Genomic DNA, 21,987 nt, shown 5'->3' on the forward strand with positions numbered 1-21,987 from the left:
GGACCAGCGCCCACTCGCCGACGCGGCCACCCTACGGACGGCGCCGGGGCTCAACCCTCTGGATCGGCCGCGACCCGGTCCGAGGCGCGGCCACCCTGGACCGACTGCGCACCGCCAGAGACCCCCTCCGGGGCGGCGGGCCCGGAGCCGGTGTCCCCGCCGGCGGTCCCCTCGCCGAGGACGACCTGCCCCTCGGTCATCTCCGGGTCGCCCGCGCTGCGCTCGACCGGCGCCTCGCGCGGGGACGTCTCCCCCGGGCGGTCGTGCACCTCCTGCACCGAGGTGCCCGCCTCGGCCACCCGGATGGCGTCGGCGACGTCGGCGCCGCTGCGGGAGGAGTCCGGTGCGGTGTCCTCGGTCAGGGGTTCCTCGGGCTGGCTCACGGCGGCCTCCGTGTCTCGGGGTCGGGGCGGGGTGCGCGCAGTCTCGACCCGACGCCCGGCCCGGGCAAGGGGCGACTCAGCCGCGGGCCTCCAGCTCGGCGACGCGGGCGACCGCCTCGTCCCGGACGGCGGCGGCCTCGGTGGCCTGGCGCTCGGCGGTGCGGCGGTGCCGCTCGGCCCGCTTGAGCTCCTCGGCGGTCTCGGCGGCCTCCCGCTCGGCGCGGGCGAGCTCGTCGGCGAGCTCCTCGACGCGCGCCTGCAGGTCCGCGCGCCGGGCGTCGAGGTCGTCGACCCGCCGTCGCTCCTCCTCCGCCGCGGCGCGGGTCTCCGCGGCGACCGCGGTGGCCTCCTCCGCCGCCCGGCGCGCCTCCTCCAGTTCGCGCCGGCGCCGCTCCTCCTCCGCCCGGCGGGCCTCCTCCTCGCGCCGCCGAGCCTCCTCGCGCTGCCGCCGGTGCTCCGCGGCGTCGCTCCCCCGGGGGCGCGCGGCCCGCTCCGCCCGGTCGGCGCGGGGTGGGGGCACCAGCCGCAGTGCCGGCCGGACGCCCGTCGTCCCCATCCCGCTGTAGGACATCGGTGAGACCAGCCGCCCGGTGAGCAGCGCCTCCCCCGCCTCGGGGTCGGCCATCGCGGCGCGCAGGGTCTCCTCGACCTGGGCCTCGATGGAGCTGCTGACCCGGTGACCCTGGTCGCGGGCGAGGGCCGCGGCCTGCCGGACCAGGGCGGAGAGCAGCTGGGCGCGCTGGCGGTTGAGCGCCTTGAGCTGGTCGCCGGCGAGGTTCTCCTGCGCCTCGCGGAGCAGGCCGCCCAGCTCGACCAGCGACTCGATCTCCTCCCGGTGCGCCCGCACGAGCAGGTTGGCCACCCAGGCGGCCTGCGACGGCTTGGGGAGGGCGCCGATCTCCTTGGCCAGGGTCCGGTCGCCGGCGGACCGGGCGTCGTCCTGGCGCTGCTTGCGCAGGGCGGTGAACTCCTCGGGCGGCACCTCGTAGAGCTCGTCGGCGACCTCGTCGAGTTCCACGGCGCCCCCCTTGTCGTCATCCAGACCTGCGAACTCGTGGTGATCGGCGCGCGATCACCACGAGTTCGTAGCACCCGGAGGCTCAGGAGGCGCAGCAGCTGCCGTCGCCCCCGACCGCGGACAGCTCGGGCTCGACCCGGCCCTCCAGGTCGGGGCGGTGGTCGCCGGTCACGGTGTAGACCTCCCACGGCTCGCCGCCGGGGCCGGTGACCCAGACCTTGTCCTGGACGGCGTAGCAGCAGGCCGTCTGGTCCTCGACGCGGGTGGCCAGGCCGGACTCGGCCAGCCGCGCGGTGGCCGCCGAGACCTCCCCGGTCGAGGCCACCTCGACGCCGAGGTGGTCCATGCGGGTCGGCTCGCCGGCGTCCCCCTCCAGCAGGACGAGCTTCAGCGGGGGCTCGGCGATGGCGAAGTTCGCGTAGCCCGGGCGGCGTTTGGCCGGGGTGGTGTCGAACAGCCGGGCGTAGAAGTCGACGGCGGCGTCGAGGTCGGCGACGCGCAGGGCGAGCTGGATGCGGGACACGGGGACCTCCTCAGGTCGAGACATCGACGTTCGTCGATGTCGCAGTCAGGTGACCACTTTCCATCGATACTTGTCAATATGATGAGTGTCAGTACGATGTGGGTCGATGTCCACTGCGGAGGAGAAACCGATGAGCGACCCCGGCCTGGCGTGCTGCACGCCGCTGACCGGCACGGCCATGTCCGCCGAGCAGGCCGAGCGGGTCGTTCCGCTGCTCAAGGCGCTCGCCGACCCGGTGCGGCTGCGGCTGGTCAGCCTGATCGCCTCCAGCACCGACGGCGAGGCCTGCGTCTGCGACCTCAACGAGGCGTTCGACCTGACCCAGGCGACGATCAGCCACCACCTCAAGGTGCTGCACTCGGCCGGGCTGCTCGACCGCGAGAAGCGGGGGGTGTGGGTCTACTACGCCGTCCGCCGGGAGGCGCTGGCCGCCGTCGCCGGCCTGTTCGACCCCGCAGCGGTCCCGGCGTGAGCGACGCCGTCACCGAGACCGCGGTCCGGTCACCCGAGGCGCCGGTCCTGCAGCGGCTGTCCACGCTCGACCGGTTCCTGCCGGTCTGGATCGTCGCGGCGATGGCCGCCGGCCTGCTGCTGGGCCGCTGGGTGCCGGGGCTGGACGACGCCCTGAGCGCGGTCGAGGTCGGCAACGTCAGCCTGCCGATCGCCGTCGGGCTGGTGCTGATGATGTACCCGGTGCTGGCCAAGGTCCGGTACACCGAGCTCGACCGGGTCACCGGCGACCGGCGGCTGCTGGTGGCCAGCCTGGTGCTCAACTGGGTCGTCGGGCCGGCGCTGATGTTCGCCCTCGCCTGGCTGCTGCTGCCCGACCTCCCCGAGTACCGCACCGGCCTGGTGATCGTCGGGCTGGCCCGCTGCATCGCGATGGTGCTGATCTGGAACGACCTGTCCTGCGGCGACCGCGAGGCAGCCGCCGTCCTGGTCGCCCTGAACTCGGTCTTCCAGATCGTGGCCTTCGCCGCGCTCGGCTGGATCTACCTGCAGGTGCTGCCCGGCTGGCTGGGCCTGCCGACGACGTCGGCGGAGTTCAGCGTGTGGGCCATCGTGCTCAGCGTCCTGGTCTTCCTCGGCATCCCGCTGGTGGCCGGTTTCCTCACCCGCACGCTCGGCGAGCGGAGGAAGGGCCGCGACTGGTACGAGGGCCGGTTCCTGCCGCGCATCGGTCCGGTGGCCCTGTACGGGCTGCTCTTCACGATCGTCATGCTGTTCGCGCTGCAGGGCGAGGCGATCACCTCGCAGCCCTGGGACGTCGTCCGGATCGCGCTGCCGCTGCTGGCCTACTTCGCGGCGATGTTCGGCGGTTCGTTCCTGCTCGGCATGCGCCTGCGGCTGGGCTACGCCAAGACGGCGACGCTGGCCTTCACCGCGGCCGGCAACAACTTCGAGCTGGCCATCGCGGTGGCCATCGGCACCTTCGGCGTCACCTCCGGGCAGGCGCTGGCCGGCGTGGTCGGCCCGCTCATCGAGGTGCCGGTCCTGGTCGCGCTGGTCTACGTCGCCCTCTGGGCGGCCCGCCGCTTCCCCGCCGACGACCCCACCGTCCCCGCCGCCGCCCGGAGGACCCGATGACGCCCTCGGTCCTGTTCGTCTGCGTGCACAACGCCGGCCGCTCCCAGATGGCCGCCGGCTGGCTGCGACATCTGGCCGGCGACGCCGTGGAGGTCCGCTCGGCCGGCTCGCTGCCCGCCGACCGGGTCAACCCGGCCGCCGTCGCGGCCATGGCCGAGGTCGGCATCGACATCACCGACCAGCGCCCGAGGGTGCTCACGACCGACGCCGTGGAGGCCTCGGACGTCGTCGTCACGATGGGCTGCGGCGACGCCTGCCCGGTCTTCCCCGGCAAGCGCTACCTCGACTGGCAGCTCGAGGACCCCGCGGGCAGGGGCGTGGACGCCGTCCGGCCGATCCGCGACGAGATCGAGGCCCGCGTGCGGGCCCTGCTCGCGGAGCTGCTGCCCACCGCACCGTGAGAGTGCTCTCATCCCGGCCCTGATCAGCCGCTTCGCGGAACGGGGAACGGAACGCCGTAGTAACACTGAGGTCATGCAGCAACCGCTCGCCCGCTCCCTGCGCACCACCGCGGTGGTCGCCGTCGTCCTCGGCCTGCTGCCCTTCGCGCTGGACGCGTCCGTGGTCTGGAAGGTGCTCGGCCCGGTCGTCGCCGCCGTCCTGCTCGTGCACACCGCCCAGCAGGTGTGGCAGCAGGTCTTCAGCACCTCCCCGCGGCACCTGAACGCCTGACGCAGGCACGCAGCAGCCCCGGACCCTCGGGTCCGGGGCTGCTGCGTGTCAGGGGTCGCTAGCCGAAGATGAGCACCCCCAGGACGGTCGCGACGGCCAGACCGGCGATGACCGGCAGGAAGCAGCGGCGGGCCAGGTCCACGGCGGGCACCCGGACGAACCCGGCGACCGCGAGCAGGGACGACCAGGCCACGAGCGTGCCGCCCCCGGACCAGATGTTGCCCATCTGGCCGATGGCCGCCAGCGTCGGGCTGCTGACACCCGCGCCGTCGGCGAGCGAGCCGGCCAGCGCACCGGTGAGCGGCAGGCCGGAGAAGCCCGAGCCGTCCAGGCCGGCGACGACCCCGACGATCATCACGCCGAAGGCGGTGACCAGCGCGCTGGCGGGCAGCTGCTCCTGGCCGGCCACGACGAGGTCGAACAGCAGGTTCGGCGCGGTCTCCCCCTCGGGGATGCTCAGGATCGAGGCGGCGAACTCGCTGTTGCCGAGGAAGAAGAACCCGGCGATCGGCAGGACGACGCCCATGGCCTTGAAGGCGAACACCAGGCCGTCGACGATGTGGTCGGCCGCCGTCTCCAGGAACTTGTTCCCGCTCCGGGCGTACGCCGCGCCGAACATGACCAGTAGCGCGATGCCGCCGACCAGGGCCGCCGCGTCACCGCCCTGGAGGTCCGGCACGGACTCCGACACGCTGGCCACGATCAGGTAGACGATCAGGGTCAGGTACGCCAGCGGGACGAGCAGGGCGAACGCCTTCGACGCGAACGGCTTCTCGACCGGGGTGATCGAGTGCTGCTCCGGCGGCACGGGGCCACCGGCCGGAGTGCCGATCAGCGCCCGCCCCTTGCTCAGCCGCTGCGCGATGACCTGGGCCTCGTCCCGCTGCGCGGGACCGGCGCTGCTCACGCCCACGAGCTCGCGCTGGCCTCCCGTCGTCGGCCCGGCACCGCCGGTGCCGTCCGCCGGCAGGCTGCCACCGCGGCCACCGGAGCCGTCAGCCGGGCCGTCCTGAGCGGCGGCCTCGACCGCCTCGGCGTCGGCCGTGCCGCTGCGCCGGTCGGCCGTGCTCTCCCACTCCGCCAGCAGCTCGTCGGAGGGCCGCCGCATCTTGCGGATCTCCATGATGTAGCCGATGGCCAGCGCGACACCGCCGACGATCAGGGACAGCACGAAGGCGCGGTCGCCCACGACCGTCGGGTCGGCGTTGGCCGCCGTCGCCGACAGCTGCGGCGCGACGCCGATGACGTAGTCCGACGACAGGGCCATGCCCTGCCCGGCGATCGCGATGGTGAAGCCGACCGCCAGCGGGCGCAGGCCGGCCCGGATCGCGACCGGCACCAGTACCGCGCCCACCAGCGGCACGGCCGGCGTGGGCCAGAAGAACAACGAGATGAAGTACGTGACGATGACCAGCGTCCACCAGGACAGGTGCGCGTTGCGCATGACCCGGCGGAACGGGGTCACCATCCGCTTGTCGGATCCCAGTCCCTCCAGGGACCGCAGCATCGCGGTGACCATGGCGATGATCAGGAAGATGTTGAACAGGCTGGTCGCGGCCACGAGGCTGGCGTTGAACACCGACGAGAGTCCCGTGGCCAGGCTGCCCGACCACACCAGCGCGGTCAGGAACGTGGCGACCACGGCGGGTACCACGATGTTCTTGCGCATGATCATCGTGGCGAGGATGACGACGACCCCTGCCAGGAAGACCCAGTGCGCTGCTGTGAGTTGCATCGACGCCCCTAGGGGTGAGCCCAATGTGTTGGTGGGAAAAGCTCCCCGACGGGCTCGGCCCCGTCCATGAACGATGTGCACACTCGCCCCACCTCCGAATGTGCACCGTGCCGTGGTGACGTTGTGTGCAGATTGGCAGGCTGTTCCTCACGCGTGAACGTGGAGGACGCCCGTGACCGGTAGCGCGACCCAGGACCGACCGTACGCAGCGGACGAGGTCGCCGAGGGCACGCTCCCGCGGGCCGGGTGGCTGCTCGCCACGCTGCTGGGCGCGACCTTCCTCGGCACGGTCAGCAACAACATCGTCAACGTGCCGCTGCGGCAGATCACCACCGACCTCGGCGCGCCGGTCACCCAGGGTGTCCTCGTCGCGTCGGCGTCCGTGCTCGTCCTGGCCGTCGCGATGCCGATCACCGGCTGGATCAGCGACCGCCTGGGCCGCCGCCGCACGCTGGTGCTGGCGCTGGCGATCCTGCTGGTCGGCACGGCCGGCGCCGCGCTCGCCCCGTCCCTGCCCTGGCTGGTGGCCAGCCGCGGGCTGCAGGGCGTCGGGTGCGCCGCGGTGCCGACCGCGGTCATGGGCACGCTCGCCCGCTGCTGGCCGGCCAGCCGGCGCAACCGGGTCATGGGCGCGTGGGGGGCGGCCAACGGCATCGGCCAGGCCGTCGGGCCGCCGATCGGCGGGTTGCTGGCCGACGCGCTCGGCTGGCGGTGGATCTTCTGGCTGCTGGTGCCGGTCACCGTCGGCGTCCTGGTGCTCGCCGCCTGCGTCGTCCCCCGGGACGCCGGGGAGCGCGCCCCGATCGACGCCCTCGGGGTCGGCTCGCTGACCCTGGGCGTGGCCGCGCTCATGGCCGCGGTGACCGCGGCGCCGCAGGACGGCGTGCCGGGCTGGGTGCCGCCGGTGGCGGCGGTCCTCGGCGTGCTGGCGCTGGCCGGCTTCGTCGTCTCCGGGCTGCGGCGGCCGCGGCCGTTCATCGACCCGCGGCTGCTGGTGGAGATCCGCTGGCTGCGCAGCGCCACCGGCGTCTTCGTGCAGCAGGTGACGCTGTTCTCCGTGCTCGTGGCCGTGCCGCTGCACCTGACCGGCGTCGCACGGCTGTCCGGCACCGCCACCGGCCTGCTGGTCTTCCTGCTGCCCGTGGTGTGGGCCGCGTCGGCGCCGCTGGTCGGCCTGCTGGCCGACCGGATCGGGCCGCGGCCGGTGCTGCGCACCGGCCTGGCCGTGCTGCTCGCCGTCTCGGTGGCCCTCGGCGTGCTCCTGGGGACGGCGTCGACGGCGGTGCTGCCGGTCGCGGCCGTGCTCGTCGTCGCCGGCTTCGGCGTGGCGCTGGTGCAGACGCCGTCCCTGACCGGGGCCACCCGCTCCCCCGCCGGTCAGCGCGGCGCCGGGCTCGGGCTGTTCAACATGATGCGGTTCGTCGGCGCCTCGGTCGGGGCCGCCGGCGTCGCGGCGGCCTACCCCGACGCGCTGGGCTGGCTGTTCGGCGGGTGCGCGGCGGTGGCCGTGCTCGGGCTGGCACTGAGCTTCGCCGGCCGGGAACTCCCCGACCGCCCTGCGGGCTGACCGTCTACGCGCCGGGCAGCACGCAGAACTCGTTGCCGTCGGGGTCGGCCAGCACGACCCCGTCGACGTCCCCCGGGCCGACGTCGAGACGGGTCGCGCCCAGGGACAGCAGGCGGTCGACCTCCGCGTCCGACTCCCCGGGGACGGCCGGCGCGAGGTCGAGGTGCAGCCGGTTCCGCCCGGTCTTCGGCGCCACCGGCGGACCGCCCCAGGTGATCTTCGGACCGCCGTGCGGTGACCGGATCGCGGTCTCCTGGTCCTGGTCCCAGACCAGCGGCCAGCCCAGCGCGTCGCGCCAGAAGTACCCGACCTGCTGCGAGCCGTCGCAGGCGAGCGCTCCGAGGAACCCGCAGTCGGCGAGGAACCGGTTGCCCGCCTCGATGACGCAGAACTCGTTGCCCTCCGGGTCGGCGAGGACCACGTGGCCCTCCTCCGGACGCTGACCGACGTCGATGTGCCGGGCGCCGAGTGCCAGCGCCCGCGCCACGGTCTGCTGCTGGCCCTCCGGGGACGCGCTCGTCAGGTCGGGGTGCATCCGGTTCTGGCCCGTCTTCGGCTCGTGCGTCGGGAGGAACCGCAACCGGAACCCGGTGTCGTCGTCCGGCACGAGCGCGACCCCGTCGGCGGGGTCCTCGCCCCTCTCCCAGCCCAGGACGCCCGCCCAGAAGTCCGCCAGCCGGCGCGGGTCGTTCGCATCGAAGCTCAGTGCGACGAGGCGAGCAGTCATCGCGTTCCCGACCTCCGCTCCGCTGCCTCCCGGCCGCGTCGTCCCGTCCCCGAGGGGCGACGCTAGGGCGCTCGCGGACCACGCCGCAACGGACTTCCGCTGCCGGCCGTCCCGGCCTCGACCCGCCCGCCGCCGACGTCGGGCACGCTGGCCGCGTGCGGTGGTGGCGAGCGCTGAACACTCCACGCGGCGTCTTCTGGTCCCGCGTGGTGGCAGCCGCGCTCATGGTGGGTCTCGCCGTCGTCGTGTTCACGTCCGGCGACGACGACCAGCAGATCATCGGTGCAGGTGCCGCGCTCGTCGCGCTGATCAACGCCGGGATGGCCCTCGGCCAGTGGCGCGAGCTGAGGGCGACCCGCGGTTCGACCGACTCCGAGCCGCAGAGCTGACGTCGCGGTCAGCGGCCACGATCGCGCCCGCCGCCGAGGAAGCGGCGCCGCGCCCACGCCCGGAAGCCGAGGACGACGACGAGCAGCAGCGCGACGTGGACGACAGCGCCCTGCCACCCCCAGGTGAGCAGGCCCAGCAGACCCGCGAGGAGGAGCAGCGGGAGCTCCTTCACCAGAGTGCGGGTGACCGGCCCGCCGAAGTGGTCCTGCACCCACGCGGTGTCGCGCTGCTCGTCGCGGGTCCGTCCGGCCTCGTAGCGCTGCCGCCACGAGTCGTTCCGTCCTGAGGACACCGGCCACCTCTCCCGCAGCGGAAGGAGTCCGGCGTAGCTCCCCCCAGCCGTCGATCGCCGGCCGCCACGGACGCTCGTTCGGATCGTCGGAGCCGCGACGGAGCACCGCAAGCCGACGGCGGCGGGGCTCCGGAGGTGCGGGGACTCCGCGACGTCCCGCGGCTGTCCGGGACGTTCCCGTGGGAACGCCAGCAAGCCTGTGTCCTTGCCGACGCTCCCGCGGGAACGTCAACGTCGACGAGCCGTCCCCAGCACCGTCCGCAGCACCCGGACGACGTCATCGAGGACGCCGGTCAGATCGGTGAGGTCTCGCCACTCGTGCCAGACCACGTCAGCGCCGCGCCGCCGGCGGTCGCCCTGCCACACCGCGATGTCGCCGTCGAGCCCGTCGAACCACACCCGGACCGGGCCGCCCGCTGCCGGCGGCAGCTCGATGCGAGTGCCCCAGCCGAAGACGGCCTCCCGCCCGTCCTCGGACTCCTGGCAGCGGTCCTCGTGGTGGTACGACACCGGAGGTCCGGCGCCGTCCAGCACCGCCTCGACGACCGCCCGCAACGCGACCTGCGCGGCGGGCGGCTCGGGGACCGGCAGGCCACGCACGGCGCGGCGCCGGGGCGCACGACCGTCGGGGCGACCACTCACCGGTCCAGGACACCGCGCGCCGCCGACCTCGCGCCAGCCAGATCCCGGACAGCGGCCCACCGGGCACCCCTCGGCGAGCGGTGGAGGCGCCTCGACTCCTGCACCGGAAGCCCGTTCCGAGGACTCGTCGCCCGACGGGCGTTCCCGCGGGAACGCCCGCGAGCCTGGGCCCCTGACGACGTTCCCGCGGGAACGTCCGGGGCCTCGGCGCACGGGCCGCCGCCACCGACCGCACCGGTGCGGGCCGCGTCGACCGGGTATGGCGTTGGCCATGGCAGTGCGCAACGCAGCGGTCGCGGCCGCGGGCCAGTGGACCGACCCCGACGACGGCATCCGCTACCCCGCCGGTGAGGTCCACGCCTGGGAGCGCGGGCGCAACGAGACCGTGTGCGGCCTGTCGATGAGCAGGTCGCGGCTGGCCCGCTTCCCGCACGTGAGCTGGGCCGACGTCCAGCCGGAGTCGGGCCGGCACGCGGAGGAGGTGCAGGACGTGTGCCGCCGCTGCCGGGCGGCCCTGGGCGCCCGCCGGGACGACCGCGGCTGGACGCGCACCAACCCCCGTCCCTGACCTCCCCGGAGGCGCGGCCGACGCAGGAGGATGGCGACTCGGTCGTCGTGCCGGCGGCCGGCCGAGCCGCTGTGGAGGAGGTCCGCCGGGTGAGCAGCAACCGGGACGTCGTGGCCGAGGCGTTCGCCGCGTGGTCGCGCGGGGACGGGCACGTGTCCGGCATCTTCGCCGACGGGATGACCTGGGAGATCGTCGGCCGGTCGCGGGTGGCGGGGACCTACGGCAGCGCCCGCGAGTTCACCGACGAGGTCCTGCGGCCCTTCGCCGCGCGGTTCCGGCCGGACGCGCCCTTCCGTCCGGTCCGTGTCCGCGGCGTCCACGCCGACGGCGACACGGTCGTCGTCCTGTGGGACGGCGAGGGCACCACCACGGCCGGCACGACCTACCGCAACACCTACGCGTGGTTCCTCACCCTGCGCGACGGCCAGGTGGTCGACGGCACCGCCTTCTACGACAGCATCGCCTTCGACGAACTCTGGGACGGCGTGTCACCCGACGGCACCGTGCCCGCGGCGTCGGAGCGCTGACCGCCGTGACCTCCACCCGGGTCGCCCGGCACATCCGGGCACCGCGCGCGGCGGTCTACCGCGCCCTCCTCGACGCCGACGCCATCGCCCGCTGGAAGGTGCCCCCGGGGATGACCGCGCAGGTGCACGAGTTCACCGGCGGCGAGGGCGGCACGTTCCGCATCTCGCTCACCTACGACGACCCGGGACCGGCCGGGAAGACGACCGCGCACACCGACACCTACCGGGGCCGCTTCGCCCGGCTCGTGCCCGACGAGCTCGTCGTCGAGGTCGACGAGTTCGAGACCGACGACCCCGCCCTGCGCGGCGAGATGACCATCTCCATCACCCTCGCCGACGCCGACGGCGGCACCGACCTGGTCGCGGTGCACGACGGGCTGCCCGACGGCGTCCCGCCGGCCGACAACGAGACCGGCTGGCGGCTGTCCCTCGACCGGCTGGCCGCCCTGGTCGAGGACGGCGGCCGCTGACCGGACCGATCAGCCGCCGACCGCCACCGGACGGGGATCCACCGACGGGACCCGCAGGTGGTGGTCGGTGCGCCCCTGGTACCGGGCGGCCACGCCGAGCACCGTCGGGACGTCGCGACCGACGACCTGCAGCCCGATCGGCAGGCCGGCCCCGGTGAACCCGCACGGGACGCTGACGGCGGCCAGTCCGCACCAGCTGAACGGCCCGCACAGCCGCATCAGCGTCCCCACCACCGGTGCGCGACCGGTGTCGCCGGGGCGGAAGACGGTCTCCTCGACGGTCGGCGCCGGGATCGCCGTCGTGGGGAGGACCAGCACGTCGACGTCCTCGAGGGCGGATCGCAGCGCCGGTTCGAGCCGGCCCAGCTCGCGGACGGCGGCCTCCTTCTCCCGAGGCGTGATCCGCTCGGCCACGCCGAGGTAGCTGGCCACCTCCTCCCCGTAGCGCTCCCGGCGCCCCGGGTACCAGCCCGCCGACCGGTGCACCTCGAGGAAGTCCGACAGCACGTAGACGGTGCGGGCCGCGCTCCACGCAGCGAAGGGTGGGACGTCCACCGTCAGGGAGCGAGCACCATCGGCCCCCAGCACGGTCACCGCGGCCTCGACCGCGGCGAGGACCTCGGCGTCGACGTCCCCCAGCGCCTCCTCCGCGACCGCCCCCAGGCGCAGCCCCTCCACCGGCACGTCGGCCCGGCAGGTGGTCCCCGCCAGCACAGCGAAGAGGAGAGCGAGGTCCTCGGCGTCCCCGGCGATCGGCCCGCAGGTGTCCAGCTTCGGGGAGAACGGGACGCAGCCGGCCACCGGGACGTCTCCCGGCCGGGGGCGCAGCCCCGAGACCCCGCAGAGGGCCGCGGGCACCCGGACGGACCCCCCGGTGTCGCTGCCCAGGGCGGCAGGGACCTGACCGGAGGCCACCGCCGCGGCCGAGCCGCCGCTGGAGCCCCCGGGGATGTGCGCGGGGTCCCAGGGGTTCCGGGTCGGCGGCGTGGTGACACCGTGCGCGAACTCGTGGGTGGCCGTCTTGCCGAGGACGAGCGCGCCCGCCTCCCGCAGCCGCCGCACCGCCGGGGCGTCGTCCCCGGCCGGCCGGTCGTCAGTCACCAGGGAACCGCACCGTGTCGGGTGACCGCGCACGTCGATGAGGTCCTTGACCGCCACCGGCACGCCGTGCAGCGGTCCCCGGAACCGGCCCCGCACGGCTTCCTCGGTCAGTTCCGCGGCCTCCGCCCGCACCCGTTCTTCGTCGACCGACACGAACGCCCGGACCACCGGGTCGACGGCGTGCATGCGGGTCAGCGCGTCGTCGAGCACCTCCGTCGGCGACCGACGGCCGGCGCGGACGTCACCCGCGAGGCCCCGGACAGTCGCCCGGCTCACCAGATCACCGCCGCCACCACGACGCTGAGGACCAGGCCGGTGACGACCGGGAGGAACAGCTTGCGGGCGAGCGTGGACACCGGGACGCCCGTGAGACCGGCGACGGCGATCAACGAGGACCAGATGAGCAGCGTGCCGCCACCCGTCCAGCCCGCGGCGTTCTGAGCGATGGCCGCGAGGGTCGCGGCGTCCCCGCCGGTCGAGGAGGCGAAGGCATCGGCCATGGACCCGGTGAACGGCAGGCCGGCCCAGCCGGAGCCGTCCAGACCGATCAGCATGCCGGCGAGCAGCATCGCGAACATGACCACCACGGGGTTGTCCGGGATGAACCGCTCCCCGCTGGAGATGGCGTCGAACAGGAAGCCCGGCGCCTCGGCGTCCTCGGGCAGCAGCATGATCCGCCCGGCGAAGTCGGAGATGCCGACGAGCACGAAGCCGGCAACGAGGATCACGACCCCCATCGCGCGGAAGGCGAACACCAAGCCGTCGACGAAGTGCTCCCCGGCCCGTTCCAGGCCGTTGCTGCCCGAGGAGACCGTCACCGCGAGCATGAGGACCAGGGCCAGGCCGCCGACCAGCGCGGCACCCCAGCCGGGCTCCACCTCGGGCACCAGGTCGGTGACCTTGCCGAGCAGCATGTAGAGGACCAGGGCGGCGAACGCCAGGGGGACGGCGATCGCGAACACCCGGGCCCGCCGCGCCCGCCCGGGTGCGGCGGGGGCGTCGTCCGCGGGGACGTGGCCGTTGCCGACGATCGGGCCGTGCCCGTTGCCGAGGGCCAGCCCGTGCCCGTTGCCGGTCCTGTCGACCGGACCGGATCCGTTGCCGCCGGCACCGCTGCCCGGACCGTCGCCGGTCGCGGTGTCCGCGGCGGTCGTGGTCCGCACGCGAAGGGGCTCGCCCTTGGTGGTGAGCGCCGTACCCACGGTCACCGGAACCTCGCTGAGGTCCACCTGTGCCGGCAGCACGACGACGGCGTCGCGACGCGAGGCCCGCCCCCGGGAGCCGGGCAGGAGGCCGGCGAGCGAACCGTTCCGGACGTGCAGGAAGTACGTCATGGTGATGGCCACTCCGCCCACGACCCAGCTGAGCACGAGCGCCCGGTCGGCGATCGCGCCGGCGGGGACACCGGCGCCGCTGGCGGACAGGCTCGGGGCGACCCCGATCACGTAGTCGGAGGCCAGCGCCATCCCCTGCCCGGCGATGGCGATGGCCATCGCGGCGCCCAGCGGGGAGAGGCCGGCCGCGATGGCTGCGGGCAGGAGGATGGCCGCCAGCAGTGCCAGGGTGGGCGTCGGCCAGAACACCAGCGAGAGCAGGTAGGTGGCGACGAAGAGGGCGATGTAGGAGATCGGGCCGTTCTTCATGAGGCGGGCCATGGGCGCGATCATCCGCCGGTCGGCGCCGATCGCGCGCAGCGCCCCCAGGAGCGCGGTCACGACCGTGAGCACCAGGAAGATGTTCAGCAGCTCGGTGGTCGCCACCATGCTCGCGCTGAACACCGAGCCGAGACCGTTCAGGAAGTCCCCGGTGTACAACCACGTCGTCACGAACGTGGCGATGACGGCGGGGACGATCACGTTCTTCCGCAGCAGCATCACCACGATCAGCGATGCCACACCTGCCAGGTACACCCAGTGCGCCGCAGTCAACGAAGACCTCCCAGTTCGTGCACGGGGCACAGCCGCCCGTGGTGAACGCCAGACGGGACGACCGGCCGGACATCGGATGGGACGCGATCACCGGGAGCGGTGGTCGTTCGCGGAAAGCTAGCGGCCGCGCCACCCCTGTTCACCGGCATGCTGCCCAGCGCTCACCTCGCCGGTTGTGCACGCTGCACATCCCCGCCGCTCCCACCGGCCGGCGCAGGCGCTCGGTCACGACCGTCCGGGCCCGTCAGGGTGGTGGGACCGGCGCGCCGACCCGTCCGTCCCCGCCCAGGCCCGTCGGCCGAGGTCAGACCGGGCTGACCAGCCGGTCGACCTCGCGCCCGGTGCTCGCCAGCATGTCGAGGGTGTGCGCCAGCCAGACGGTGAACTGGTTCTCCGCCTGCCGCAGGTCCATGCCGAGCAGCCGGGAGGCCCGGTCCAGCTTGTAGAGCATCGTGTTGCGGTGGATGTGCAGGTCCCGCGCGGCCGCGTTCACGTTGCCGCCGGAGGCCACGTAGGCCAGGACGGCGTCCTCCAGGTCGGCGGCGCCGGGGTCGCGCAGCGGCGAGAGGACGTCGGAGGCGAACCGCGCCCCGACCTGACCGGCCGCGACGTCCTCCAGGACGGCGTGCACCCGCAGCTCCTGGAACCCGCACACGTCGGCCAGGTGCAGCCGGTTCTGCAGCCCGTGCGCCATCCGGGCCTCGCGGTAGCTGTCGGGGATCGCCAGCGCGCCGACCACCGGGCGGCCGTAGGCGACCCGGATCGGCCGGCCGGCCTGGTCCTTGCGGCGGCTGAGGTACCGGTGCAGGGCCGCGGCGTACTCGCTCACCGCGGCCAGCGCGTTGTCCGGCGTCCCCATCGTGCCGCGGCGGGCCGCCTCCCGGACGACCACGAGCACGTCGCCCACCATCGCCGCCTGCGTGTGCCGATCCTGCTCGGGCAGCAGCCGGGCGGCCTGGGTGGCGATCGACTGCAGCCGGGACGGCGAGTCGGCGTCCGCCGGAGTGGTGAGGCCGGAGGCGACCACGACCCCGAACCAGGAGCGGACCGGGAAGTCGTAGTGCGCGGCGCGGGCGCTGATGTCGTCGACGGTGGCGAACCGGCCGTGCAGCAGGCCGTGGACGAAGTCCCCGCGGGCCTGCTCCTTGGCCCGCTGCACGCTGCGCAGCCGGAGCATCTCGGTGCCGATGATCGGCGCGGCCTGCTCGACGAGGACGCGGTGCTCGGCCAGGTCGTGCGGGTGCGGGTCGTCGGTCTCCTCGAGCAGCAGCACCCAGCCGTCGTGCCGGCCACCGAGGACGATCGGCGTGAGCACGCAGGACAGGTGCTGCCCGGCCAGGGTGATCTCGGCGAACCGTGGGTGCAGCTCCTCGGGTTCCCCCACCGTGCCCAGCGCCTCGGCCTGGTCGGTGAACGCCGCCACCAGGTCGGCCGGCTCGACGACCCGCGGCTGCCGCTGCTCCAGCGCCGCCAGCACGCCCTGCTTGTCGAAGACGGCCACCGGCCGCTGCGACATCCGCGACATCTGGCTGCACAGCGCCGGCAGCTCGGCCCCGCGGTAGAGCAGCTCGGCCAGCGCCCGGTGCACGGTGAGGCCGTAGCGGAGCACGTGCGTCTCCCGGGCCAGGGTCAGGTCGGCGACCAGGCGGTTGAGGACGGCGAAGGAGACGGTGTCGGCCATGGTGGCCAGGGGCAGCCGGCAGGCGGCCTCGGCGTCCGCGGCGCCGGGCTCGTGACCGTCGACGAGGAGCGCCGCGGCGCCCCGCTCGGCCAGCGCCCGGGCGGCCTCGTCGATCGACACCCCGGCCCGCGCGAGCTCCGCGGCGTGCGCGTGCACCAGCACGCCGGTCAGGGACTCCTCCTGCGTCCCGGTCACCGCCCAGGGCGCGACCCACTCCACCCGGGTGACCGCCCCGGCGCGCCCGGCGTGGATCCGGGCACGCCGCAGCGCGGGCTCCTGGAGGAGCCGGGCGAGCGTCAGCGCGTCGTCGGAGTGGGCGTGCGGCATGGCGCGCTCCTTCGGTCAGAGTGCACAACCCTGTGCCCGTGTCGTACGGCAGTCTCACCATTGCCCGGGCCGTCGTCCAGCCCGGAGGCTGGCACCACACGCCGTCCTCGCCCGGGCGAGGGACGGCAGCCGACGACCCGGCCTCGGCCGGAGGAGGAGAGCCCCGTGCACCAGGTCTTCCGGATCACCCTCGACGACGCGCTGCCGATGCTGGCGGCCGCCCGGGCCAAGGCGGAGGAGATCGGCGTCAAGCAGACGATCTGCGTGTGCGACGACGGCGGCAACGTCATCGCCCTGCACCGGCTGCCCGGCGCCCGGCTGACCGGCGTGGAGATCTCCATCGCCAAGGCCTTCACCGCAGCCGGCCACGAGCGGGCCACGCACCTGTTCAACGAGCCGCCGAACGGCCCCGCGCTGCCCGGCAACGAGGCCTTCGGCATCTCGCACATGCTGCCCGGCAAGTTCGCCATCTTCGTGGGTGGTTTCCCGATCGTGTACGAGGGCCAGATCGTCGGCGCCGTCGGCGTCAGCGGCGGCAACGGCGAGCAGGACAAGGCGGTCGGCGCCGCGGCGCTGCAGGCCTTCGCCGACCACGTGGCGCAGGACCCGGCACTGGTGTGACCTGAGCGGAGTGGATCCGTGCGGGTGACCCGCACGGATCCACTCCGGTCAAGCGCTGACGGCGGCGACGAGCTCGACCTCGACCGGCGCGCCCGAGGGCAGCGTCCGGACGCCGATCGCGCTGCGGGCCACGACGCCGCGCTCCCCCAGCCGCTCCCGCAGCACCGCCGAGGCGCCGTCGGCCACCGCGGCGTGCTCGGTGAAGTCGTCGGCGGCGGCGATGAAGACGGTCATCTTCACGCACCGCGCGACGGCGTCGAGGCCGCCGAGGGCCTCGGCGACCGCGGTGAGCGTGTTGCCAGCGGCCAGGCCGGCGGCCTCCCGCGCGGTGGCCAGGTCGACGTCCCGGCCGACGACGCCGCGGACGACGAGCCGCCCGTCGCGGCGCGGTGTCATCCCGGCCGTCCAGACCAGGCCGGCGTGGACGACGGCCGGCACGTAGGCCCCCTGCGGCGGGACGGCGGTCGCCCGCTCGGACAGCTCAGACACCGAGCGCCACCCCGTCCTGCCGTGGGTCGGCGCCGCCGGCGAACACGCCCCGCTCGGCGTCCACCGAGACGACCAGCGCGCTGCCGCCACCGCCCCACGGACCGACGTCGCGCACGTCGTGCCCGCGGGCGGCCAGCTCCCCGATGACGGCGTCGCCGAGCCGGCTCTCCACCTGGAGCGTCTCGGGGCTGCCGACGGCGTCGGCGTCACTGCCGGGGTGGACCGTGGAGCGCGGCGCGGCGACCGCGGTCTGCGGGTCCAGGCCGCCGTCGACCAGGTGCGAGATGACCTGGGTGTTCCACTGCACCTGGCCGTCGCCGCCGGGGGTGTTGCCCGCGTGCCGCAGCCGGCCGGCGCGGTCGGTGAGCACCCAGGCGTTGAGCGTGTGCAGCGGCTTGCGCCGCGGCGCGAGCGCGTTGGGGTGGCCGGGCACGAGGTAGGCACCGCGGCCGAGCCGGTTGTTCAGCGCGATGCCGGTGCCCGGGATGGAGATCCGCGCGCCGAAGGTGAAGGCCAGCGAGGAGATGGCGCTGACCGCCCGACCCTCGGCGTCGACGGCCACGCAGCTGGTGGTGTCCCCGGCGATGCCGACCCCGCCGGTGACGAGCGGCTCGCCGGCCAGCTCGCCGCGGGCCCGCTCGATCGCGTCGGCGGTGAGCAGGTCGCGCCAGGCGTCGGTGTCCGAGCCGCACCGCTCGTAGCGGTCCCGGAACGCCCGCCGCGCCGCCAGGGCGAGCAGGTGGACGGCGTCGGCGCCGCAGGTGGGCAGCCCGGTCAGCCGCCCGTCGAGCAGCGCGGCCTGGTGCAGCACCATCCAGCCCGGGGACGGCGGCGGGGTCTGGTGGACCACCAGGTCGCCGTAGGGCGCACTGACCGCATCAGCCGCCGGGGCCTCGCGGCCGGCCGCCCACTCGTCGCCGGAGAACGGGGCGCCGCCGGCGCGGAGCAGGGCCACCGCCTGCTCGGCGAGGTCACCCTCGTACAGGGCCAGCGGCCGGCGGGCCAGCTGCTCGATGCTGTCGGCGAGCTCGGGCGCGGGCAGCCGGTCGCCGACGGCCGGCACCCGGCCGCCGGGCATCAGCCAGCGGCGCAGGCCGGGGTCGGCCGACAGCGCACCGGCGTGCTCGGCGACGTCGGCCCGGTTCTTGACCGTGCAGGGCAGCCCGGCGCGGGCCGCCGCGGCGACCGGCGCCCACAGCTCGGTCAGCTCCCGGGTGCCGCTGCGCGCGTGCAGCGTGGCCAGGGCGGCCAGCGCGCCCGGGGTGGCCACGGCGCGGGCGCCGGTCATCGGCAGCGCCGTCAGCCCCTCGTCGAGGTAGCCCTCGGCCGAGGCGCCGTCCGGCCCGTAGCCGCTGCCGTTGACCGTCCACACCCGCCCGTCCGGCTCGCGGACGACGGCGAAGGCGTCGCCGCCGATGCCGCACTGCCCGGGCAGCGCCAGCCACGACATCGCCGTCATGGCCAGCGCCGCGTCGACGGCGTTCCCGCCGCCGGCCAGCACGGCGGCGCCGAGCTGGCTGACGATCGGGGAGCTGCTGGTCACCATGCCGCCGGAGGCGATCGTGGGGCCGCGGCCGGCCTCCTCGGCCGGCGACCAGGCGGGCATCAGCCGGCCGCCGGCGGCCTGCGCCGGCGGGGCCCGCCCTCCAGGACGTCGCGCTCGGAGATGCCGACCAGCACCTGGCCGTCCTCCTCGCGCACCGGGTAGGTGCGGATCGCCTCGGTGGCCGGCGGCTGGATCGGCTGGCCGGTCTCGAGCTCGAAGACGCTGTTGTGGCACGAGCAGCGGATGCCGTCGTCCTGCAGCTTGCCGGAGCTGAGCAGGCAGTCCAGGTGCGTGCAGTAGTTGCTGGTGGCGTACGCCTTGCCGTCGAGGCGGGCGACGGCGAGCTCCAGCTGGCCGTGCTCGGTCTCGGCGTAGAAGCGGCGCACGTACCCGTTGGGCACCTGGCCGGCGCGGCAGACCCGCACGAACGCGCACTCCCTGCCGGCGGCCGCCAGCTCCTCGTCGGTGACCACGCCGCGCGCGGTCTCGGGGGCGGTCATGCGCTCAGGTAGACGGTCTTGTCGACCGTGTAGAAGGCCATCATCGCTGCTCCTGCCTGCTCCTTCGAGGTCTGGGTGCTGCTGTCCTTGAGGCCACCGAACGGCGCGTTCATCGCCTGGCCGGTGGTCGGCTGGTTGATCTTCACGAGGCCGGCGGGGACCTCCCGGGCGAAGCGCAGGGCCCGCCCGACGTCGGCGGTGACAATGGCCGCGGAGAGTCCGTAGCGGGTGGCGTCGGCCACGAGGAGAGCCTCGTCCATCGACCCCACCCGCAGGAAGGCCAGCACGGGGCCGAAGACCTCCTCGGTCGCCAGCGCCGAGGCCGGGTCGACGTCGGCGAAGACCGTGGGGCGGACGAAGTGCCCGTGGGCCAGCGCCGGGTCGTCCTCGGCCGGGTCGCCGGGGCCGCCCACGACCAGCCGGGCGCCGTCGTCCAGCGCCCGCCGGATCGCGCCGACCACCGATTCCTTCTGCCGGGCGGTGGCCTGCGGGCCGAGGTCCACGCCGGGCGCCAGGCCGGGCCCGAGCCGCAGCGCGGCGGCCTTCGCCGCCACCTTCTCCAGCAGCGCGTCGTGGACGGCGTCGTGGACGATCACCCGGCTGGTGCCGGTGCACGCCTGGCCGGAGAGGCCGAACGCGCCCTTCGCGATGAGCGTCGCGGCCCGGTCGAGGTCGGCGTCCTCCAGGACGACGACGGGGTTCTTGCCGCCCATCTCCAGCTGCGTGCGCCGGCTGGCCCGCACCGCCCGGTGGATGGACTCGCCCACCGCGGTCGAGCCGGTGAAGGTGATCGCGTCGAGCCGGTCGTCGGCGACGAGCGCCTGCGACACCTCCGCCCCGCCGTTCAGGACCGCGATCGCCCCGGCCGGCAGGCCGCCCTCGAGCAGTGCGTCGACCAGTCGCTGGCCGAGCAGCGGCGTCACCTCGCTGGGCTTGAACACGACGCCGTTGCCCGCGGCGAGCGCGGGACCGAGCTTGCGCGAGGGGATGTTGAGCGGGAAGTTCCATGGCGTGATCGCGGCGACCACACCGACCGGCCCGCGCCAGGTGAACACCAGGCTGCCGTCGCCGGTGGGCAGCGTCTGCCCGGCCGTCCGCAGCGCCTCGCCCGCGTAGAAGCGCAGGTTCGCCGGCGTCCGGCTGACCTCCATCGTGGCCTCGGCGCGGGTCTTGCCCTCCTCGCGGACCAACTCCTCGACCAGCGAGTCGCGCTGGCCCTCCAGGACGGCGGCGGCGTTCTCCAGCACCCGGGCGCGCTGCTCGGGCGCGGTGTCCCCCCAGGCGCGCCAGCCGGCCGCGACCGCCGACACCGCGGCGTCGGCGTCCTTGGCGTCGGACTCGGGGAAGGTGCTGACCACCTCGCGGTCGTCGGCGGGGTCGCGGCGCTCCCGGACCCGGCCGGTGACCGACTCGACCCAGGACCCGTCGACCAGGTTGCGCACCGTGCGAGCGCTCATCAGACCCCCGCCTCCTCGAACTCCAGGAGCTCCTCGAGCTCGATCGACTCGTCGCCGAGCCGGGCGGCGTCGACCGGGATCTCCAGGTCGATGAGCTCCCGGGCGACGGAGACGTCCTCGCCGCGCTCGACGGTGGCGGCGGCGACGAGCACCCCGTCGCGCAGCCAGAACACGGTGCCGTCGAGGGCCGCGAGGTCCCCGCGGGTCACCTGCTCGTCGCCCGGCCGGACCCCGCCCAGGCCCAGGCCCTGCAGGTTCAGGTCGTACTGGTCGCTCCAGAACCAGTGCGGGTCGGCGAAGGTGGCGGGCTTGCCGGCGAGGGTCTTGGCGATCGCCGCGGCCTGCTGCTGGGCGACGTCGACGTGCTCGACCCGCACCCGCCCGTAGCGCGGGTGGTCGTGGGCGGCGACGTCTCCGGCGGCGAAGACGGTCGGCACCGAGGTGCGCCCCTGCGCGTCGACCTCGACCCCGTTGCTCACGACCAGGCCGGAACGGACCGCGACGTCGATGCTGGGCTCGATCCCGATGCAGACGACGAGGTCGTCGACGGTCTCGATGCCGTGCGCGGTGTGCACGTCGACGCCGGTGGCGCGGGCCCGGACGGCGCTGATCGGCTCGCCGAGGCGGAGGTCGACCCCGCGCTGCCGGTGCAGGCCGGTGACGGCGGCGCCGATGTCGAGGCCCATCAGGCGGGCCAGCAGGACCGGGTCGCGGTCGAAGACGACGACGTCGGCGCCGCGGGTGACCGCGGCGGCGGCGACCTCGGTGCCGAGGAAGCCGCCGCCGAGGACGCCGACCCGGCGCCCGGGTGTGAGCCGCTCGCGCAGCCGGTCGCTGTCGGCCAGCGTGCGGATGTGGTGGACACGGTCGCCGTCGACACCGGGGAGCCGCCGCGGGCGGCCGCCGGTGGCGAGCAGGACCGAGCCGGCCGGGATGCTGCCGCCGTCGGCGAGCAGCACCTCCCCGGTGGCGGCGGAGATGCGCTCCACCGGGCTGTTGGTCCGCAGCGTGACGTCGTTGTCCGCGCACCAGGCGGGGTCGAGCAGCCACAGGCCGGCGTCGCTGCCGGAGGCGAGCCGCTCCTTGGACAGGTGGGGGCGCTGGTACGGGCCGACCGGCTCGTCGCCGAGGACGACGACGGGGCCGGCGAAGCCGCGGCGGCGCAGCGCCTTGGCAGCGGAGGCGGCGACGTGGCCGGCGCCGACGATGACCAGGGTCTGTTCGGCAGTCATGGCG

General features: G+C 74.9%; 25 protein-coding genes. 10 read left to right on the forward strand and 15 right to left on the reverse strand.

What is annotated here, in order from left to right; translation table 11 throughout:
- Positions 1 to 50 precede the first annotated feature (50 nt).
- The 3 genes from ACI79D_RS07480 to ACI79D_RS07490 all read right to left on the reverse strand — a co-directional run bounded on the left by ACI79D_RS07480 (position 51) and on the right by ACI79D_RS07490 (position 1,924).
- Positions 51 to 383 (reverse strand): hypothetical protein, encoded by a 333-nt coding sequence (locus ACI79D_RS07480; protein WP_456917698.1) that lies wholly within the window; start codon positions 381 to 383, stop codon positions 51 to 53.
- Between the two features lie 76 nt (positions 384 to 459).
- Positions 460 to 1,401, reverse strand: a complete 942-nt coding sequence (locus tag ACI79D_RS07485; protein WP_456917699.1) for a hypothetical protein — start codon at positions 1,399 to 1,401, stop codon at positions 460 to 462.
- Between the two features lie 82 nt (positions 1,402 to 1,483).
- Positions 1,484 to 1,924, reverse strand: a complete 441-nt coding sequence (locus tag ACI79D_RS07490; protein ID WP_456917700.1) for an ArsI/CadI family heavy metal resistance metalloenzyme — start codon at positions 1,922 to 1,924, stop codon at positions 1,484 to 1,486.
- A 130-nt stretch (positions 1,925 to 2,054) separates the two neighbouring features.
- Between ACI79D_RS07490 and ACI79D_RS07495 the strand changes: the two genes are divergently transcribed.
- From ACI79D_RS07495 to ACI79D_RS07510, 4 genes are all read left to right on the forward strand, one after another.
- Positions 2,055 to 2,396 carry a metalloregulator ArsR/SmtB family transcription factor gene (locus ACI79D_RS07495; protein WP_456917701.1) on the forward strand — a complete coding sequence of 114 codons (342 nt, stop codon included), beginning with the start codon at positions 2,055 to 2,057 and terminating at the stop codon, positions 2,394 to 2,396.
- The gene (gene arsB / locus ACI79D_RS07500; RefSeq protein WP_456917702.1) at positions 2,393 to 3,511 is read left to right on the forward strand and encodes an ACR3 family arsenite efflux transporter; all 1,119 of its coding nucleotides are present in this window, start codon (positions 2,393 to 2,395) and stop codon (positions 3,509 to 3,511) included. The genes ACI79D_RS07495 and arsB overlap by 4 nt, the downstream gene beginning before the upstream one ends.
- The gene (locus ACI79D_RS07505; RefSeq protein WP_456917703.1) at positions 3,508 to 3,912 is read left to right on the forward strand and encodes an arsenate reductase ArsC; all 405 of its coding nucleotides are present in this window, start codon (positions 3,508 to 3,510) and stop codon (positions 3,910 to 3,912) included. The genes arsB and ACI79D_RS07505 overlap by 4 nt, the downstream gene beginning before the upstream one ends.
- A 73-nt stretch (positions 3,913 to 3,985) precedes the next feature.
- A complete protein-coding gene (locus ACI79D_RS07510; RefSeq protein WP_456917704.1) occupies positions 3,986 to 4,183 on the forward strand; it encodes a hypothetical protein in 198 nt (65 codons plus the stop codon).
- A gap of 58 nt (positions 4,184 to 4,241) precedes the next feature.
- Here the strand turns inward: ACI79D_RS07510 and ACI79D_RS07515 are convergent, their stop codons facing one another.
- Positions 4,242 to 5,918 (reverse strand): hypothetical protein, encoded by a 1,677-nt coding sequence (locus ACI79D_RS07515; RefSeq protein ID WP_456917705.1) that lies wholly within the window; start codon positions 5,916 to 5,918, stop codon positions 4,242 to 4,244.
- 172 nt (positions 5,919 to 6,090) lie between these two features.
- On the opposite strand from ACI79D_RS07515, the gene ACI79D_RS07520 reads away from it, so the two are divergent.
- Entirely contained in the window at positions 6,091 to 7,485 is a 1,395-nt protein-coding gene (locus ACI79D_RS07520; protein WP_456917706.1) for an MFS transporter, read from the forward strand.
- 4 nt (positions 7,486 to 7,489) lie between these two features.
- On the opposite strand, the gene ACI79D_RS07525 is transcribed toward ACI79D_RS07520, so the two are convergent.
- Complete coding sequence (locus ACI79D_RS07525; protein WP_456917707.1) at positions 7,490 to 8,212, reverse strand: VOC family protein; 723 nt, start codon at positions 8,210 to 8,212, stop codon at positions 7,490 to 7,492.
- Positions 8,213 to 8,367: 155 nt separating this feature from the next.
- Here ACI79D_RS07525 and ACI79D_RS07530 point away from each other — a divergent pair, with 155 nt between their 5' ends.
- Positions 8,368 to 8,601, forward strand: a complete 234-nt coding sequence (locus ACI79D_RS07530; RefSeq protein ID WP_456917708.1) for a hypothetical protein — start codon at positions 8,368 to 8,370, stop codon at positions 8,599 to 8,601.
- An 8-nt stretch (positions 8,602 to 8,609) separates the two neighbouring features.
- Here ACI79D_RS07530 and ACI79D_RS07535 read toward each other — a convergent pair whose 3' ends face one another.
- Both ACI79D_RS07535 and ACI79D_RS07540 read right to left on the reverse strand, forming a co-directional pair.
- Positions 8,610 to 8,894, reverse strand: a complete 285-nt coding sequence (locus tag ACI79D_RS07535; RefSeq protein ID WP_456917709.1) for a hypothetical protein — start codon at positions 8,892 to 8,894, stop codon at positions 8,610 to 8,612.
- A 228-nt stretch (positions 8,895 to 9,122) separates the two neighbouring features.
- On the reverse strand, positions 9,123 to 9,494 hold the full coding sequence (locus tag ACI79D_RS07540) for a hypothetical protein (protein WP_456917710.1): 372 nt from the start codon (positions 9,492 to 9,494) through the stop codon (positions 9,123 to 9,125).
- 313 nt (positions 9,495 to 9,807) lie between these two features.
- Between ACI79D_RS07540 and ACI79D_RS07545 the strand changes: the two genes are divergently transcribed.
- The 3 genes from ACI79D_RS07545 to ACI79D_RS07555 all read left to right on the forward strand — a co-directional run bounded on the left by ACI79D_RS07545 (position 9,808) and on the right by ACI79D_RS07555 (position 11,101).
- A complete protein-coding gene (locus tag ACI79D_RS07545; RefSeq protein WP_456917711.1) occupies positions 9,808 to 10,104 on the forward strand; it encodes a hypothetical protein in 297 nt (98 codons plus the stop codon).
- An 89-nt stretch (positions 10,105 to 10,193) separates the two neighbouring features.
- Positions 10,194 to 10,631 carry a nuclear transport factor 2 family protein gene (locus ACI79D_RS07550; RefSeq protein ID WP_456917712.1) on the forward strand — a complete coding sequence of 146 codons (438 nt, stop codon included), beginning with the start codon at positions 10,194 to 10,196 and terminating at the stop codon, positions 10,629 to 10,631.
- Positions 10,632 to 10,636: 5 nt separating this feature from the next.
- The gene (locus ACI79D_RS07555; RefSeq protein ID WP_456917713.1) at positions 10,637 to 11,101 is read left to right on the forward strand and encodes an SRPBCC family protein; all 465 of its coding nucleotides are present in this window, start codon (positions 10,637 to 10,639) and stop codon (positions 11,099 to 11,101) included.
- A gap of 9 nt (positions 11,102 to 11,110) precedes the next feature.
- Here ACI79D_RS07555 and ACI79D_RS07560 read toward each other — a convergent pair whose 3' ends face one another.
- From ACI79D_RS07560 to ACI79D_RS07570, 3 genes are all read right to left on the reverse strand, one after another.
- Positions 11,111 to 12,478 (reverse strand): amidase, encoded by a 1,368-nt coding sequence (locus ACI79D_RS07560; protein ID WP_456917714.1) that lies wholly within the window; start codon positions 12,476 to 12,478, stop codon positions 11,111 to 11,113.
- Entirely contained in the window at positions 12,475 to 14,097 is a 1,623-nt protein-coding gene (locus tag ACI79D_RS07565; protein ID WP_456917715.1) for a hypothetical protein, read from the reverse strand. The genes ACI79D_RS07560 and ACI79D_RS07565 overlap by 4 nt, the downstream gene beginning before the upstream one ends.
- A gap of 337 nt (positions 14,098 to 14,434) precedes the next feature.
- The gene (locus ACI79D_RS07570) at positions 14,435 to 16,138 is read right to left on the reverse strand and encodes a helix-turn-helix domain-containing protein (RefSeq protein ID WP_456917716.1); all 1,704 of its coding nucleotides are present in this window, start codon (positions 16,136 to 16,138) and stop codon (positions 14,435 to 14,437) included.
- Between the two features lie 165 nt (positions 16,139 to 16,303).
- Between ACI79D_RS07570 and ACI79D_RS07575 the strand changes: the two genes are divergently transcribed.
- Entirely contained in the window at positions 16,304 to 16,759 is a 456-nt protein-coding gene (locus ACI79D_RS07575) for a GlcG/HbpS family heme-binding protein (RefSeq protein ID WP_456917717.1), read from the forward strand.
- 48 nt (positions 16,760 to 16,807) lie between these two features.
- On the opposite strand, the gene ACI79D_RS07580 is transcribed toward ACI79D_RS07575, so the two are convergent.
- Genes ACI79D_RS07580 through ACI79D_RS07600 form a run of 5 tightly spaced genes read right to left on the reverse strand, consistent with a single transcriptional unit; the run spans position 16,808 to position 21,983 of the window.
- A complete protein-coding gene (locus ACI79D_RS07580; protein WP_456917718.1) occupies positions 16,808 to 17,248 on the reverse strand; it encodes a RidA family protein in 441 nt (146 codons plus the stop codon).
- The gene (locus ACI79D_RS07585; protein ID WP_456917719.1) at positions 17,241 to 18,854 is read right to left on the reverse strand and encodes a gamma-glutamyltransferase family protein; all 1,614 of its coding nucleotides are present in this window, start codon (positions 18,852 to 18,854) and stop codon (positions 17,241 to 17,243) included. Before ACI79D_RS07585 ends, ACI79D_RS07580 begins: the two co-directional genes overlap by 8 nt.
- The gene (locus ACI79D_RS07590; protein ID WP_456917720.1) at positions 18,854 to 19,294 is read right to left on the reverse strand and encodes a Rieske (2Fe-2S) protein; all 441 of its coding nucleotides are present in this window, start codon (positions 19,292 to 19,294) and stop codon (positions 18,854 to 18,856) included. Before ACI79D_RS07590 ends, ACI79D_RS07585 begins: the two co-directional genes overlap by 1 nt.
- On the reverse strand, positions 19,291 to 20,751 hold the full coding sequence (locus ACI79D_RS07595; protein ID WP_456917721.1) for an aldehyde dehydrogenase family protein: 1,461 nt from the start codon (positions 20,749 to 20,751) through the stop codon (positions 19,291 to 19,293). The genes ACI79D_RS07590 and ACI79D_RS07595 overlap by 4 nt, the downstream gene beginning before the upstream one ends.
- Positions 20,751 to 21,983: an NAD(P)/FAD-dependent oxidoreductase gene (locus ACI79D_RS07600; protein ID WP_456917722.1), complete on the reverse strand. Its 1,233-nt coding sequence runs from the start codon at positions 21,981 to 21,983 to the stop codon at positions 20,751 to 20,753. Before ACI79D_RS07600 ends, ACI79D_RS07595 begins: the two co-directional genes overlap by 1 nt.
- Positions 21,984 to 21,987 lie beyond the last annotated feature (4 nt).

The organism is Geodermatophilus sp. SYSU D00708, from assembly GCF_054050115.1.